Origin of the sequence: Pseudomonas sp. lyk4-R2A-10 (genome assembly GCF_030209075.1) — a bacterium.
Taxonomy (GTDB): Bacteria; Pseudomonadota; Gammaproteobacteria; order Pseudomonadales; family Pseudomonadaceae; genus Aquipseudomonas; species Aquipseudomonas glycinae.
Genome location: NZ_JARVSR010000012.1, coordinates 135,445 through 150,478 on the forward strand (window position 1 = coordinate 135,445; position 15,034 = coordinate 150,478).

Genomic DNA, 15,034 nt, shown 5'->3' on the forward strand with positions numbered 1-15,034 from the left:
GAGGCTGCGATTTTTTTGCCCGCGGTATCAGGCTCGGAACTGCCCCAGACTGGCCTTGAGCTGCGCCGCCAGACCATCCAGCACCTTGCCGCTGGCCGTGGTCTCGACCACGGCCTGAGCGGCTTTCTCGGCCTGGGCATGAATCGTTTCGACCCGCCCACGCACAGCCTGCGCGCCCTGCGCCTGATGCGCCGCTGCCTGAGTCGCCAGGCCAATCGCCGCATGCACCTGCTCGACCGACGCCTGCACCGATTGCTGCAACCGCGCACTGTCACGCAGCACCAGCAAACCTTCGCTGGCCTGGCGCCCGGCCTGGCCGATCGCCTCGACCGCTTCACGGGCGCCCTGCTGCAGGGCCACGATGTGCGCTTGAATGTCCCCGGTCGAGCTTTGGGTCTTGCTCGCCAGCGCCCGGACTTCATCCGCCACCACCGCAAACCCGCGACCGGTCTCGCCGGCCCGGGCCGCTTCGATGGCCGCGTTGAGCGCCAGCAGGTTGGTCTGCTCGGCGATGCCGTGAATCACCGTCAGCACCACTTCGATCTGCTCGCTCTGCTGCGCCAGCCGCTCGATGACTTTCGCCCCGGTATCGACCTGCCCCGCCAGCGCCTCGATCAGGCTGCCGACCTTGGCCGAGGTGCGAGTGTTCTCGTCGGTGGCCTGCCGAATATCCACCACCTGTTTCAACGCGGCCTGCATCGCATGGCTTTCCGATTGCGCTTCATCGGCCATTTGCGACAGGGCCCGCAGACTTTCGGCCACTTCATCACGCTGCATCCCGGCCGCCGCATCGGCACCGGCGTTGCGCAGGGTCATGGCGCCGATTTCCACACCGGTACGCTGAGCCACATCCCCGGCCTCGCGCACGATCGGCTGCAACTTGTCCACAAAGCGATTGACCGCCGAAGCCATGTCGCCGATCTCATCCTTGCTGTTGATCTGCACACGCTTGGTCAGATCGCCCTCGCCGGCGGCCAGATCATCCATGGCGGCGTTGAGCATTTTCAGGCGATTGACCACCCGATGACCGAGCACCACCGCCAGCAGCAACAACACCCCGGCACCGACCAGCGCCAGACCCATGCCGATGCGCCAGCGCAGGGTTGCTGCTGCGTCCTGTACGGTACTGGTGGTGTTGGCCTTCATTTCGGCGGCGGTGGACTGCGCCGATTGCAGGCGAGCCTGCATGGCGGTGGCGCTGTCGGCAGCGGCGCCCTTGAGGCTGTCACCGACCAGTTGATCGCTGCTGGCAATCAACGCCGTGAAGCGCTGATCGAGCGCCGCCAGATCGGTTTCAACCGAGGCGGTCGAGACGCCCATCAGCACTTTGCCGATTTCCACGCCATTGGGATTGATCGAAGCTTCAAGGTAGTAGACCGACGGATCGTTCTTCGCCGCATCCAGCACTTTATCCAGCGCCCGCTCGCCCTGACCCTTTTCCAAAAGAGCCTTGTTGATCGGGTTTTCGCGGTTGAGGTAGCGGGTCAGATGCTGGCCGGTGGCGTCGTCATACACCACGAACAGCACGTTGGGATTGCGCTGGGCCCGGCGGGCGAATTCGGACAGGGTCGGCACGTCGCTGTCCCACATGGCGCGAGGCGCCACCGAGGCCAGCAACTGGGCCATGTCATTGGCCGAATCCTTCAGGTCTTTTTCCAGAGTCGCACGCAGCTGCGCCTGCTCTTCCTTCAGACGCGAGGAAAGACCGGCGGTAAGACGCTGACGGGTACTTGAGGAGAGATTGTCGAGGCTCGACGTGACTTCACGCCCGGCCTGCTCCAGCTCACCGGACAACTTCTGGCTGTCGGCGCCCAGGCGAGTGCCGAGATCGGCTTCCAGCGCGGTGACGGTGCTCCGCGTCAGGGCGACGGCCACCAGCACTTGCACCAAAAGAGCGATACCAAGGGTAACGAACACGGGCCGCAACAGACGGCTTTGTAACAGTGAGAGAACGGCTGACACTTTGAATCCCTCTACGTCTGACGCCATTAATTTGATGGCACTCTTGTAGACAGAATCACAGCAAAGGTCATGCCGTCCAACAGGCATAAACGACAAAGGCCCCGATGAAGGGGCCTTTGTGTTTTTACATCAACGACTTATCAAGCGAACGGATGGCGCAGAACGATGGTTTCGTTGCGGTCCGGGCCCGTCGAAATAATGTCGATCGGCGCGCCGATCAACTCTTCAACGCGTTTGATGTAGGCACGAGCGTTAGCCGGCAGCTCTTCCAGGGTTTTGGCACCCACGGTCGATTCGGTCCAGCCTGGCACTTCTTCGTACACAGGCTGCAGGCCTACGTAGCTGTCAGCGTCAGTCGGGGCAACAGCGTTGCCTTGCGCGTCTTTGTAGCCGGTGCAGATGTTGATGGTTTCCAGGCCGTCGAGTACGTCCAGCTTGGTCAGGCAGATGCCCGAGATGCTGTTCACATCGATAGCGCGACGCAGGATAACGGCGTCGAACCAGCCGCAACGACGGGCACGGCCGGTAGTAGCACCGAACTCGTGACCTTGCTTGGCCAGGTGCGCGCCGACTTCGTCGAACAGCTCGGTCGGGAATGGACCCGAACCTACGCGAGTGGTGTAAGCCTTGGTGATGCCCAGGATGTAATCCAGGAACATCGGGCCAACGCCCGAACCGGTCGCCACGCCACCCGCGGTGGTGTTGGAGCTGGTCACGTACGGGTAGGTGCCGTGGTCGATGTCGAGCAACGAACCCTGGGCGCCTTCGAACATGATGTCTTTGCCGGCGCGACGCAGGTCGTGCAGCTCGGCAGTCACGTCCAGCATCAGCGGCTTGAGCAGCTCGGCGTATTCCTTGCACTCGGCCAGCGTCTTTTCGTACTCGATGGCAGGCTCTTTGTAGTAACCGACCAGCATGAAGTTGTGGTAGTCCACCAGTTCACGCAGCTTGTCTTCAAAGCGCGGCATGTTGAGCAGGTCGCCAACACGCAGGCCACGACGTGCAACCTTGTCTTCGTAAGCCGGGCCGATGCCGCGACCGGTCGTACCGATCTTCAGCTCGCCGCGGGCCTTTTCACGGGCCTGGTCCAGCGCCACGTGGAAGGACAGGATCAGCGGGCAGGAAGGGCTGATACGCAGGCGCTCGCGCACCGGTACGCCTTTCTCTTCCAGCTTGGTGATCTCGCGCAGCAGGGCGTCAGGTGCAACCACCACGCCGTTGCCGATCAGGCACTGCACGCCTTCGCGCAACACGCCCGACGGGATCAGGTGCAAGACGGTTTTTTCACCGTCGATCACCAGAGTGTGACCGGCGTTGTGGCCACCCTGGTAGCGCACTACGGCGGCAGCATGTTCGGTCAGCAGATCAACGATCTTGCCTTTGCCCTCATCACCCCATTGGGTGCCCAGGACTACGACATTCTTACCCATAACACTTGTCCTCATTCGCGCAAACTTGGTGCCGGCGTCAGCCGGCAGGAAAACTCAAGAAGCCAGTGGCGATACTTGCCAAAGCCCGTTCTGCTGGATCAATTGCCGGTCGCAGTCCGCATCACGGGCGGCGGCCAAAGGTTGTCCAGGCAATGCCTGAACGACACGCTGACCCTCACTGCGCAACTGGCAAACCTGCTGCCAGAGTGCCGCATCCGTACTGTCAGGCATCCAGATACCGCCAGACGGTAGCTCGATCTCAGCACGCCCCAGGGTCACCAGGGTTTTCAAATCGGTGGAGAAGCCGGTGGCCGGACGGGCGCGACCGAAGTCGGCGCCGATGTCGTCGTAGCGACCGCCCTGGGCGATGGACTGGCCAACACCCGGCACGAACACCGCGAACACCACACCGGTGTGGTAGTGATAACCGCGCAGCTCGCCGAGGTCGAAGTACAGCGGCAGCTCCGGGAAACGCACCGACAGACGCTCGGCGATCGCCAGCAAATCTTCCAGCGCCGCCAGTACTGGCGCCGGCGCATTGGCCAGACGCTCGCGGGCAGCACTCAGTACTTCACGGCCGCCGCACAGGTCGACCAGCGCGCGCAGCATGCCGGACAGATCGGCCGGCAGGCCTTCGGTCAAGGTAATGACCTCGTCGATGGCCTTGCGTTGCAACGCATCGAACAACTGCTGCTCGACTTCACCCGACAGACCGGCCGCCTGGGCCAGACCGCGGTAGATGCCGACATGCCCGAGGTCCATGTGCACGTCCGGCACATCGGCCAGTTGCAGCATGGCCAGCATCAGGCTGATGACTTCGACGTCGCTGCTCGGGCTGGCATCGCCGTACAACTCGGCGCCCAACTGGATCGGGCTGCGCGAGGACGACAAGGCACGCGGCTGGGCATGCAGCACGCTGCCGGCGTAGCAAAGACGGCTCGGGCCTTCGCGACGCAGGGTGTGCGCATCGATGCGCGCCACTTGCGGCGTGATGTCGGCACGGAAACCCATCTGCCGGCCCGATTGCGGGTCGATGACCTTGAAGGTACGCAGATCCAGGTCCTGGCCCGCGCCGGTCAGCAGGGATTCCAGGTACTCGATATGGGGAGTCACGACGAACTCGTAACCCCAGCTCTGGAACAGATCCAACACCTGACGACGCGCGACTTCAATGCGCGCCGCTTCCGGTGGCAGTACTTCTTCGATGCCATCTGGCAGCAGCCAGCGGTCTACCGTTGCCATTACGCCATTCCCCTTAGATCCGGGCGGCCAGCCCGAGGGCGAGCCTTGAGTGAAGCAGAAAATGACCGGCCCGTTCAAAACGCACGCGCATGAACGACGCGGCGAAAGGCCTGTTACCGGCTTCGCCCATCACTTTCCTCGAAAAACTGTCGGGCCATTCAACCCGATCTTCTGCAACAAAAACAGCAATCAAACGTGCAGACGCAAAAAAGCCGGGAATTTCCCGGCTGCCGCATCATACACACGTTTTCCCAAAGGATCACCCCGCCCGAGGTTTTAGCCGCCGGGCGGAATGATTCAGGTCAACGTCGTATCAAGGCTTGGACTTTTCCAGGTAACGGAAGAAGTCGCTGCTTGGGTCGAGGACCAGGACGTCGGATTTGTTCGCAAAGCTTTCACGGTAGGCACGCAGGCTACGGTAGAAACCGTAGAACTCCTGATCCTGACCGTAGGCCTTGGAGTAGATCGCAGCGGCCTGGGCATCACCGTCACCGCGAATCTCTTCGGATTCACGATAGGCTTCAGCCAGCAGCACACGGCGTTGACGATCGGCGTCGGCACGGATGCCTTCGGCCAGCTCGTTACCCTTGGCGCGGTGCTCGCGAGCTTCACGCTCACGCTCGGTGCTCATGCGCTCGAACACGCTGCGGTTCACTTCTTTCGGCAGATCGATGGCCTTGACCCGGACATCGACCACTTCGATACCCAGCTCTTTTTCCGCCATCTTGTTCAGCGACGCGGTGATATCGGCCATCAGCGCATCGCGCTCACCCGACACCACTTCGTGCAGGGTGCGCTTACCGAACTGGTCACGCAGACCCGATTCCAGACGACGGGACAGACGCTCGTCGGCGATCTGCTTGAGGCCGGACGTTGCGGTGTAGAAGCGCTCGGCATCCTTCACGCGCCACTTGGCGTAGGCATCGACCATCACGGCTTTCTTTTCCAGCGTCAGGAAGCGTTGCGTCGGCGCATCCAGCGTCATCAGACGTGCGTCGAATTTACGCACCTGGTTAACGTAAGGCACCTTCACATGCAGACCCGGCTGAACGTCAGCCTGAACCACGCGACCGAATTGCAGCAACACCGCGCGCTCGGTCTGAGCGACGATGTAGAAGCAGTTCCAGCCAACCAGTACCACAACAACGCCAACGATCAGGGCGATCAGCGATTTATTGCTCATCAGCGGGTCTCCCTTGTACGCGACTGTGGCAGGTCAGTGACATGCGGCGTAGCGTCCGTGTTGTTGCTGGCGGCAGCCGAACCGGTGACCGGTGCATTGCTGCCCGAACTGTTCTGAATCATCTTGTCCAGCGGCAGGTAAAGCAGGTTGCTCTGGCCGTTCTTGTTGCCGGTCACGAGTACCTTGCTGGTGCTGCTGAAGACTTCCTGCATGGTGTCCAGGTACAGACGCTGACGAGTGACCTCGGGCGCCTTGCGATACTCGGCAACCAGTTTGGTGAAGCGATCCGCCTCACCCTTGGCGCGCGAGACCGTTTCGTCACGGTAACCGTTGGCATCTTCGAGGATACGCTGGGCCTGACCACGGGCTTCCGGCACCACGCCGTTGGCGTAGGTTTCAGCCTGGTTGCGCGAACGCTGCTCGTCTTCACGGGCGCGGATCACGTCATCGAAGGCTTCCTGCACTTCACGCGGTGCCGCTGCGCTCTGTACGTTGACCTGGGTGACGGTGATACCGGTGCGATAGGTATCGAGGAAGCGCTGCAGGCGCTCCTTGATCTCGCTGGCCATCAGCTCACGACCTTCGGTCAGCACCTGGTCCATCGCGGTGGAGCCCACCACATGGCGCAGCGCACTGTCGGTCGCATGTTGCAGGCTGATTTCCGGCTGGTCGACGTTCAGCACGAAGTCCTGCAGGTTGCTGATCTTGTACTGCACGGTCAGCGGCACTTCGACGATGTTCTCGTCTTCGGTCAGCATCTGGCCCTGCTTGGTGTAGGCACGCTCACGCGTGACGTTCTCCATGTACTTCTTGTCGATCGGCGGGAAGTAGATGTTCAGGCCGGGACCGACAGTCTCGTAGTACTTGCCGAAGCGCAGCACCACGGCTTGCTCCTGCTCGTCCACGACATACACCGCGCTGTACAGCCAGACGGCCGCCAGCACGACAAGGCCGATGCCGAGCAGGCCGCCGAAGCCGCCGCTCTTGCCCGAGCCACCACCGTCATCACCGCGTTTTTTTCCACCACCGAACAACCCGTTCAGGCTTTCCTGCAGCTTTCGGAAGGCCTCGTCGAGATCCGGCGGTCCCTTGCGGTCGCCGTTGTTGCGACGCTTGCCACCCCAAGGATCCTGATTGTTCGAGTTGCCACCCGGCTCATTCCAAGCCATAGCGCTCTCCATCTGATAAAGCAAAGACGCACCCACGGCGCGCCGACCAATGCTACAGAATGCCTGCCGTTGCGGCACAACCGCTTTGTCAGGCTTTTATTGCAAAGTGTGTTGCTCGATGAACTCCGTCGGCACAACGCCTTCACGACTCACCAGTCGATTGAGCTCCGAGCGTGGCAATCGAACGGCCAGCAAGCTGACCCCTTCTTCATCGTGTTCTTCTTTCTGTACCGCGCCCAGTTCGAAGAACTGCGCACGCAGACGCGCGAACCGTTGAGGCAAGCGCAAGGTCCCCACGAACAGGTCGCTGCCCAACAACTCGGCAATCGCCTGCTCGAGCAATTCCAGACCGGTGCCATCACGCGCCGACAGCCAGACCCGCTGGGGCTTGCCGTTTTCATCGCGCTGGATTTGTGGCTCAACGCCTTCAAGCAAATCGAGTTTGTTATAGACCTCGAGGATCGGCAAGTCCTGGGCACCGATCTCGCCCAGCACCACCATCACCTGCTCGATCTGCAACATGCGATCCGGTTCGGCCGCATCGATCACGTGCAACAGCAGGTCGGAGTTGCTCGACTCTTCGAGCGTAGACCGAAATGCCTCGACCAGTTTGTGCGGCAAGTGGCGGATGAAGCCCACGGTGTCGGCCAGGACAATCGGCCCCAGGTCGTCCAGATCCAGACGGCGCAGGGTCGGGTCGAGCGTGGCGAACAGCTGGTCAGCCGCGTACACCTCGGACTTGGTCACGTTATTGAACAGTGTGGACTTGCCGGCGTTGGTGTATCCCACCAGAGACACGGTAGGGATATCCGCGCGCGAGCGGCCGCGCCGCGACTGCTCGCGCTGGCTGCGCACTTTTTCCAGCCGGCCCTTGATCTGACGCAGGCGAACCCGCAGCAGTCGTCGGTCGGTTTCGAGCTGGGTTTCACCCGGGCCGCGCATGCCGATACCGCCACCCTGACGCTCAAGGTGAGTCCAGCCGCGAACCAGCCGGGTGCTCATGTGGTCAAGCTGAGCCAGTTCGACCTGGAGCTTGCCCTCATGGGTACGGGCGCGTTGGGCGAAAATATCGAGAATCAGACCGGTACGGTCGATCACGCGACACTCGAAAACACGTTCGAGGTTACGTTCCTGACTGGGCGTAAGGGTGTGATTGAAGATGACCAGATCGGCTTCTTCGGCGTGGACCAGGTCGCGCAGTTCCTCGACCTTGCCGCTGCCAATCAGGTATTTGGCGGTTGGCCGATGACGCGGCACGTTAAAAAACGCAACGGTCTCGGCGCCAGCCGAATTTGCCAGTTCCTGAAACTCCTGCGGATCTTCGCGCGCCTCAGGGTCCTGTCCATCCAAGTGAACGAGGATGACTCGTTCACCACCACCGTGGCGCTCAAAGAACAAAGGAGACTCCTATCAGGCGTTACCTGGCTCAGCGTCACCTGCTTCGGATTCGGTTGCGCTTGGCAGACGAATTGGACGAACCGGCACGACTGTAGAGATAGCGTGTTTGTAAACCATCTGGCTGACGGTGTTCTTCAGCAGGATAACGAACTGGTCGAACGATTCGATCGTGCCTTGCAGTTTGATCCCGTTCACCAGGTAGATGGAAACCCCCACTTTCTCTTTACGTAAAGTATTCAAGTAAGGGTCTTGTAGCGAATGCCCTTTTGACATGTGCCGCACTCCTTTAAGGATTCAATATAAAAAATAGGTAAACAGATGGCTTTTGCCGCCACACCCCCAAGGATAGACGGCAATTGCAAGGACTCAGCTCAATATGGAGATCGTCCCAAGGTATTTCAAGGCGCGTGGCAGATTGTCGCAATCCAGACTGTCGAGCCAGTGTAAATCTTTCCAGCTGCGCAGCCAGGTGAACTGGCGTTTGGCCAATTGGCGCGTGGCGATGATGCCCCGTTCCTGCATCTCGGCCGACGTCAGCTTGCCATCCAGGAAGTCCCAGACCTGGCGGTAGCCTACCGCACGTATAGACGGCAACCCGGCATGCAGGTCACTTCTATTACGCAGGGCTACGACCTCGTCGATGAATCCCTGTTCCAGCATATTTGTGAATCTTTGTTTAATGCGCTCGTGCAGTACCTGCCGATTAGTTGGAGCAATCGCCAGGTTCGCGACAGTATAGGGCAATTGTTGCAGTCCCGATGCGGCCGCTTCGGTACTTTGTACAGATTGTTTCAGCCGCAGTTCAGTCATGCTTTGACCGCTGACCCGGTAAACTTCCAGCGCACGACTCAGTCGTTGCGGATCGTTCGGATGGATGCGCGCCGCCGATTCCGGATCGATTGCTGCCAGTTGATCGTGCAGGGCCTGCCAGCCAAGGCGTGCAGCCTCTTCTTCGATCTGCGCACGAACTTCGGGATCGGCCGCCGGCATATCGGCCAGACCTTCGATCAAAGCCTTGTAATAGAGCATCGTGCCGCCCACCAGCAGTGGAATTTTTCCACGTGCGGTGATCTCGGCCATGGCCTCCAGCGCATCACGGCGGAAATCCGCTGCCGAATACGCTTCGGCCGGGTCGAGAATGTCGATCAAGCGGTGGGGAAATTCGGCCAGCAGCTCTTTGGAAGGCTTGGCGGTGCCGATGTCCATGCCACGATAGACCAGCGCCGAGTCAACGCTGATCAGCTCGCACGGCAGCACCTTGGTCAGCTCGATGGCCAGATCGGTCTTGCCCGCAGCGGTCGGGCCCATCAGGAAAATCGCTGGAGGAAGCTGGCTCATCAACGACCGCGCAGGAACAGTTTGTCCAGATCGTCCAGGCCCAGTTGGGTCCAGGTCGGTCGGCCATGGTTGCATTGACCGCTGCGCTCGGTGTTTTCCATGTCACGCAGCAGGCCGTTCATTTCCGGCAGGGCCAGGCGCCGGTTGGCGCGGATTGCGCCGTGGCAGGCCATGGTGCCGAGCAGTTCGTTCAGATGTGCCTGGATCCGGTCACTGGTGCCATATTCCATCAAGTCCGACAAGACATCGCCCACCAGTCGGTTGGCTTCGGCCTGCTTGAGCAAGGCCGGGATCTGCCGGATGGCCAGGGTTTCCGGGCCGAGGCGCTGCAATTCGAAACCGAGACGCTGGAACCACGCCGCATGCTCTTCGGCGCAATCGGCCTCGCGTTGACTGACCGCCAGCGATTCCGGCACCAGCAGCGGCTGGCCACTCAGGCCTTCGCTGGCCATGGCAATTTTCAGGCGCTCATACATGATCCGCTCGTGAGCGGCGTGCATGTCCACCAAAACCAGGCCCTGGGCGTTCTCGGACAGAATATAGATGCCCTTGAGCTGCGCCAGCGCATAGCCAAGCGGTGGAATGTCTTCCTGACCGGCCGGCAGCGCATTGGCGTTGGCCTCGGGCAGCGGCGCAAAAAACTCGCGGTACGCGGCCTGAGCCTCGGCAACCGGCACGGTCGATTGCGGACGCGGCGTGTATTGATACTGATAGGCGCCGCCAGCGCTGGCGCCCGACGCTGTATTGAACGCCGGTTGCGCCTGCGGTTGCTCCAGCAGCGCGTTGGCGGCCAGACGCATTTCGCCCTGCGGCCCGAACTCACCGGCTTCAAGGCCGGTTGGCCGGACGATCGCGGTGGTGACCGAACCGGCAAGCTGATCTTCCGGCCGCACATCGCCGAGGGCACGGTGCAAGGTGCCATACAGGAAGTCATGCACCATGCGCCCATCGCGGAAGCGCACTTCGTGTTTGGTCGGGTGCACGTTGACGTCGACCGCTGCCGGGTCGACCTCGAAAAACAGCGCGAACGTCGGATGCCGGCCATTGAACAGCACATCGCGATAAGCCTGACGCACCGCGTGAGCCACCAGTTTGTCACGCACCGCACGGCCGTTGACGAAGAAATACTGCAAGTCCGCCTGACTGCGGTTGAAGGTCGGCAGACCGACCCAGCCCCACAAATGCAGGCCATTGCGTTCGATCTCGATCGGCAACGCCTGCTCGAGGAAACCCGAACCGCAGATCGCCGCCACACGCCGGGCGCGGGCCGCATCATCGTGGGCTTCATGCAGGCTGAGGATGGTCTTGCCGTTGTGACGCAAATGGAACGCCACGTCGAAACGCGCCAGCGCCAGACGCTTGATCACCTCTTGCAGGTGATCGAATTCGGTTTTTTCGGTCTTGAGGAATTTGCGTCGCGCCGGGGTGTTGAAGAACAGGTCACGGACTTCCACCGAGGTGCCGACCGGGTGCGCCGCCGGCTGCACGCGGGGCGCCATGTCGCGGCCTTCGGTTTCGACCTGCCAGGCCTGATCGGCATCGCGGGTGCGCGAGGTCAGAGTCAGGCGTGCCACGGAACTGATCGATGCCAAAGCCTCGCCCCGGAAGCCCAGGCTCATCACCTGCTCGAGGTCTTCCAGGTTGCGGATCTTGCTCGTGGCGTGACGGGCCAGGGCCAACGGCAGGTCATCGGCGGAAATGCCGCTGCCGTCGTCGCGCACTCGCAGCAGCTTGACGCCGCCCTGCTCGACATCGACGTCGATACGTTTGGCGCCGGAGTCGAGGCTGTTTTCCAGCAGCTCCTTGATCACCGAGGCAGGCCGTTCGACCACCTCACCGGCGGCGATCTGGTTCGCCAGCCGCGGGCTGAGCAGTTCGATGCGGGCAGCGTTCAGGACCTGATTCATTCTTTGGACGCCAGTTCGGTGCCAGGAATGGTCAGGTGCTGACCGACTTTCAGATCATCGCTTTTCAGATTGTTGGCGCTGCGCAGCGTGGCCGGCGAAATCTGATAACGCACGGCAATCATTGCCACGGTCTCACCCGGACCTACCCGGTGGTCACGCGGCCCTTGAGCGATCTTGCCCGAATCGCGCAGCCAGGCAATGTAAGTGCCCGGTGGCGGATTCTGCTGGAAGAACTGGCGCACGCCGCTGCTGATCGAACGCGCCAGCGCCTGCTGGTGGCTCGCTGCCGAAAGCTTGTTCGCTTCGTTGGCGTTGGAGATGAAGCCGGTTTCCACCAGGATCGACGGGATGTCAGGCGATTTCAGCACCATGAACCCGGCCTGTTCCACGCGCTGTTTGTGCAGCGGGGTGACCCGGCCAATGTTGGTCAGGACTTTCTGGCCGACGTTGAGGCTGGAGGTCAGCGAGGCGGTCATCGACAGGTCGAGCAGAACACCGGCCAGCATCCGGTCCTTGTCATCGAGACTGACGTTGCCGGCACCGCCGATCAGGTCGGAACGGTTTTCGCTGTCGGCCAGCCAACGGGCGGTTTCCGAAGTGGCACCACGGTCGGACAGGGCGAACACCGACGCACCGAACGCGGCCGCTGACGGCGCGGCGTCGGCGTGGATCGAGACGAACAGGTCGGCGCCCTTCTTGCGAGCAATCTCGGTACGGCCGCGCAGCGGGATGAAATAGTCACCGGTACGGGTCAGTTCGGCGCGGAAGCCTTTCATGCCGTTGACCTGACGCTGCAGCTCACGGGCGATCTGCAGTACCACGTCTTTTTCGCGCTGACCGCGCGAGCCCGATGCACCCGGGTCTTCGCCACCGTGGCCGGCGTCGATGACCACGATGATGTCGCGTTTGCCGGCCGGGGCTGGTGGCAGTTTGATCGCAGGCTCGGCCGGCGTCACCGGCACCGCAGGAACGGTCGCAACCGTTGGGGTCGACGCAGGCGTAGGCGCTGGTGCGGCGTCAGCCGGGTTATCGAACAGGTCGACCACCAGACGGTTGCCATACTGCGCATTCGGCGCCAGCGAGAAGCTTTTCGGAGTGACGGCTTTTTTCAGGTCGATGACCACCCGCAGGTCGGTCGGCGTGCGCTGGGCCGAACGCATGGCGGTAATCGGCGTGTTGGCGGTCTGCACATTCAGCGGCGCGCCGAGGGTGGCGCCGTTGATATCGATCACCAGACGATCCGGCGCGGTCAGCGTGAAGACGCTGTGCTGCACCGGGCCTGTCAGGTCGAACACCAGTCGCGTGTTGTCCGGCGCCCGCCACAGGCGCACGCTGTTGACCTTCGTCTCGGCCACAGCGTTGACGGTTACTGCCATCAACATCAGTCCAGCGGCAGCCACCAACGCGCGAAAGCGCATACCTAACCCCATCATTCAATTGGTTTCCAATGCCAAAGCGGCACACCAGGCCTCGCCGCGCGAGCCCTGGGATAAAATGGTCAGCGAACGTCCGCTGTCTTGCGGGCTAATGGTAATGGTCAGGTCAGGCTTTGGCAAAAAGCCTGCACCTTTATCGGGCCATTCGATCAGGCACAGGGCGTCGTCTTCGAAATAGTCGCGAATCCCGAGAAACTCCAGCTCTTCCGGATCGACCAAGCGATACAGGTCAAAGTGAAACGCCCGGACGTCACCGATCTCGTAGGGCTCGACCAACGTGAAGGTCGGACTTTTCACCGCCCCGACGTGCCCCAGGCCGCGAATGATGCCCCGCGACAGCGTGGTTTTGCCCATCCCGAGGTTGCCTTCGAGAAAGATCAGTCCATGGCCTTGGGTGATACGGGCGATGCGTGCGCCAAAGTCGCTCATGGCCTGCTCATCGGCCAGGTACAGGGTTACTTCAGACACGGTGCATGCTCCTCCAACAACTGACGAATGGCTGGAATCAGATCACTGGCCGCCAGCCCACGGCCGAATTTACCTTGTTGCGCCCCGGCGCTGGCGTGCAGCCAGACCGCCAGACACGCGGCATCGAAACCGTCCATGCCCTGGGCCAGCAGCGCGCCGATCAGGCCCGCCAGCACATCGCCGAGCCCGGCAGTGGCCATCGCCGGATGGCCTTGATGACACAGCGCCAGACGACCATCGGGATGAGCGATCAGACTGCCCGCGCCCTTGAGCACCACCACCGCTGTATATTTTTTGCTCAACGCCAGCGCCGCCGCCGGACGATCAGCCTGCACTTCGGCGGTACTGATCCCCAATAAACGCGCTGCTTCCCCCGGATGCGGCGTGATCACGCAATCCTTGGGCAAACTGACAAAACCCCGGGCCAGCAGGTTCAGCGCATCGGCATCCCACACCTGCGGCAGCGAGGCATTGGCAGCGGCCGACAACAGCGCCCTTCCCCAAGCGGCCTGCCCCAGTCCCGGCCCGACCACCAGCACCGACACCTTTTCCAGCAGCCCCATCAACTGATTGGCCGAAGAAGTACCCAGCACCATGGCTTCCGGCACCCGGCTCAACGCCGCTGGCACATGTTCCGGGCGGGTCGCCAGCGACACCATCCCGGCGCCGTTGCGCAAGGCACTTTCGGTGCTGAGCAGAATCGCTCCGCCAAAACCGTAATCGCCGCCGATCAGCAGCACATGGCCGAAACGCCCCTTGTGCGCCGCCGGCGCGCGGGCCGCCAGACGCGGCAGGTTAATCGCGCTGAGCCGTTGAGCGGCGGCAGGAATGTCACTGAAGTTTTCGGCCGTGGCCTGCAGATCGTTAAACCGCAGTTCGCCGACGTGATCCGCCGCCGCACCCGTGAACAACCCGAGTTTCAGCCCGATAAAAGTCACGGTGAGGTCGGCGTGCACTGCATCACCCAGCGCATGACCGGTATCGGCGCACAACCCGGAAGGAATATCGACCGCCACCACCGGCAGTCCGCTGGCATTGATCGCCGCAATCGCAGCGGCGTAAGGCTCACGCACTTCGCCGTTCAGGCCGGTGCCGAGCAACGCGTCAACGACGATGCCGCGCAACTCGCAGGACAGATCCCATGCTGCAATCGAGACACCCTCGGCCACGGCTTCGGCGTGCGCCACGGCAGCATCGCCCTTTAAACGCTGCGGCTCACCGACAGCCAGCACCTGAACCTGCCAACCCGCCCGGTGGGCCAGCGCCGCCACCAGATAACCATCGCCAGCGTTGTTGCCGTGCCCTGCGAACACCGTCATTTCATTCGCGGCCGGCCATTGGCGCACCAGCGCGCGCCATGTGGCATGGGCGGCACGCTGCATCAATTCGAAGCCCGGCGTGCCCCCGGCGATCAGCCGTGCATCGAGTTCGCGCACCTGCGCGGCACGGTACAGTGCGTCGGGTAATTGATCTTTAGTGTGCGGCATGCGTCTTCGGGCTC

Annotated in this window: 12 protein-coding genes; all 12 read right to left on the reverse strand. The window is 62.0% G+C overall.

Features of this window, described 5'->3' with window-relative positions; translation table 11 throughout:
* Window positions 1–27: 27 nt before the first annotated feature.
* Entirely contained in the window at window positions 28–1,962 is a 1,935-nt protein-coding gene (locus tag QRN46_RS21590; RefSeq protein ID WP_039766777.1) for a methyl-accepting chemotaxis protein, read from the reverse strand.
* Between the two features lie 140 nt (window positions 1,963–2,102).
* Entirely contained in the window at window positions 2,103–3,392 is a 1,290-nt protein-coding gene (locus tag QRN46_RS21595; protein WP_007950715.1) for an adenylosuccinate synthase, read from the reverse strand.
* Between the two features lie 54 nt (window positions 3,393–3,446).
* Window positions 3,447–4,634, reverse strand: a complete 1,188-nt coding sequence (locus QRN46_RS21600) for an ATP phosphoribosyltransferase regulatory subunit (RefSeq protein ID WP_011332186.1) — start codon at window positions 4,632–4,634, stop codon at window positions 3,447–3,449.
* Between the two features lie 313 nt (window positions 4,635–4,947).
* Complete coding sequence (gene hflC, locus QRN46_RS21605) at window positions 4,948–5,817, reverse strand: protease modulator HflC (protein WP_007950723.1); 870 nt, start codon at window positions 5,815–5,817, stop codon at window positions 4,948–4,950.
* Window positions 5,817–6,986 (reverse strand): FtsH protease activity modulator HflK, encoded by a 1,170-nt coding sequence (gene hflK / locus QRN46_RS21610; protein WP_011332185.1) that lies wholly within the window; start codon window positions 6,984–6,986, stop codon window positions 5,817–5,819. Before hflK ends, hflC begins: the two co-directional genes overlap by 1 nt.
* A 96-nt stretch (window positions 6,987–7,082) precedes the next feature.
* Window positions 7,083–8,384 (reverse strand): ribosome rescue GTPase HflX, encoded by a 1,302-nt coding sequence (gene hflX, locus QRN46_RS21615; protein WP_085685167.1) that lies wholly within the window; start codon window positions 8,382–8,384, stop codon window positions 7,083–7,085.
* A 12-nt stretch (window positions 8,385–8,396) separates the two neighbouring features.
* Complete coding sequence (gene hfq, locus QRN46_RS21620) at window positions 8,397–8,657, reverse strand: RNA chaperone Hfq (protein WP_007902656.1); 261 nt, start codon at window positions 8,655–8,657, stop codon at window positions 8,397–8,399.
* Between the two features lie 93 nt (window positions 8,658–8,750).
* Window positions 8,751–9,722: a tRNA (adenosine(37)-N6)-dimethylallyltransferase MiaA gene (miaA, locus tag QRN46_RS21625; protein WP_011332183.1), complete on the reverse strand. Its 972-nt coding sequence runs from the start codon at window positions 9,720–9,722 to the stop codon at window positions 8,751–8,753.
* Window positions 9,722–11,629: a DNA mismatch repair endonuclease MutL gene (mutL, locus tag QRN46_RS21630; RefSeq protein ID WP_011332182.1), complete on the reverse strand. Its 1,908-nt coding sequence runs from the start codon at window positions 11,627–11,629 to the stop codon at window positions 9,722–9,724. The genes miaA and mutL overlap by 1 nt, the downstream gene beginning before the upstream one ends.
* A complete protein-coding gene (locus tag QRN46_RS21635) occupies window positions 11,626–13,011 on the reverse strand; it encodes an N-acetylmuramoyl-L-alanine amidase (protein WP_373423135.1) in 1,386 nt (461 codons plus the stop codon). Before QRN46_RS21635 ends, mutL begins: the two co-directional genes overlap by 4 nt.
* Window positions 13,012–13,062: 51 nt before the next feature.
* Window positions 13,063–13,533, reverse strand: coding sequence for a tRNA (adenosine(37)-N6)-threonylcarbamoyltransferase complex ATPase subunit type 1 TsaE (tsaE, locus tag QRN46_RS21640; RefSeq protein WP_007950729.1), 471 nt, complete (start codon window positions 13,531–13,533; stop codon window positions 13,063–13,065).
* A complete protein-coding gene (locus QRN46_RS21645; protein ID WP_221615484.1) occupies window positions 13,521–15,020 on the reverse strand; it encodes an NAD(P)H-hydrate dehydratase in 1,500 nt (499 codons plus the stop codon). The genes tsaE and QRN46_RS21645 overlap by 13 nt, the downstream gene beginning before the upstream one ends.
* Window positions 15,021–15,034 lie beyond the last annotated feature (14 nt).

Coding starts and splice junctions, on each gene's coding strand:
- QRN46_RS21645 (WP_221615484.1), bottom strand. CDS start 15,020: ATGCCGCACACTAAAGATCAATTACCCGACGCACTGTACCGTGCCGCG.
- QRN46_RS21595 (WP_007950715.1), bottom strand. CDS start 3,392: ATGGGTAAGAATGTCGTAGTCCTGGGCACCCAATGGGGTGATGAGGGC.
- mutL (WP_011332182.1), bottom strand. CDS start 11,629: ATGAATCAGGTCCTGAACGCTGCCCGCATCGAACTGCTCAGCCCGCGG.
- hfq (WP_007902656.1), bottom strand. CDS start 8,657: ATGTCAAAAGGGCATTCGCTACAAGACCCTTACTTGAATACTTTACGT.
- hflK (WP_011332185.1), bottom strand. CDS start 6,986: ATGGCTTGGAATGAGCCGGGTGGCAACTCGAACAATCAGGATCCTTGG.
- hflC (WP_007950723.1), bottom strand. CDS start 5,817: ATGAGCAATAAATCGCTGATCGCCCTGATCGTTGGCGTTGTTGTGGTA.
- QRN46_RS21600 (WP_011332186.1), bottom strand. CDS start 4,634: ATGGCAACGGTAGACCGCTGGCTGCTGCCAGATGGCATCGAAGAAGTA.
- QRN46_RS21635 (WP_373423135.1), bottom strand. CDS start 13,011: ATGTTGATGGCAGTAACCGTCAACGCTGTGGCCGAGACGAAGGTCAAC.
- miaA (WP_011332183.1), bottom strand. CDS start 9,722: ATGAGCCAGCTTCCTCCAGCGATTTTCCTGATGGGCCCGACCGCTGCG.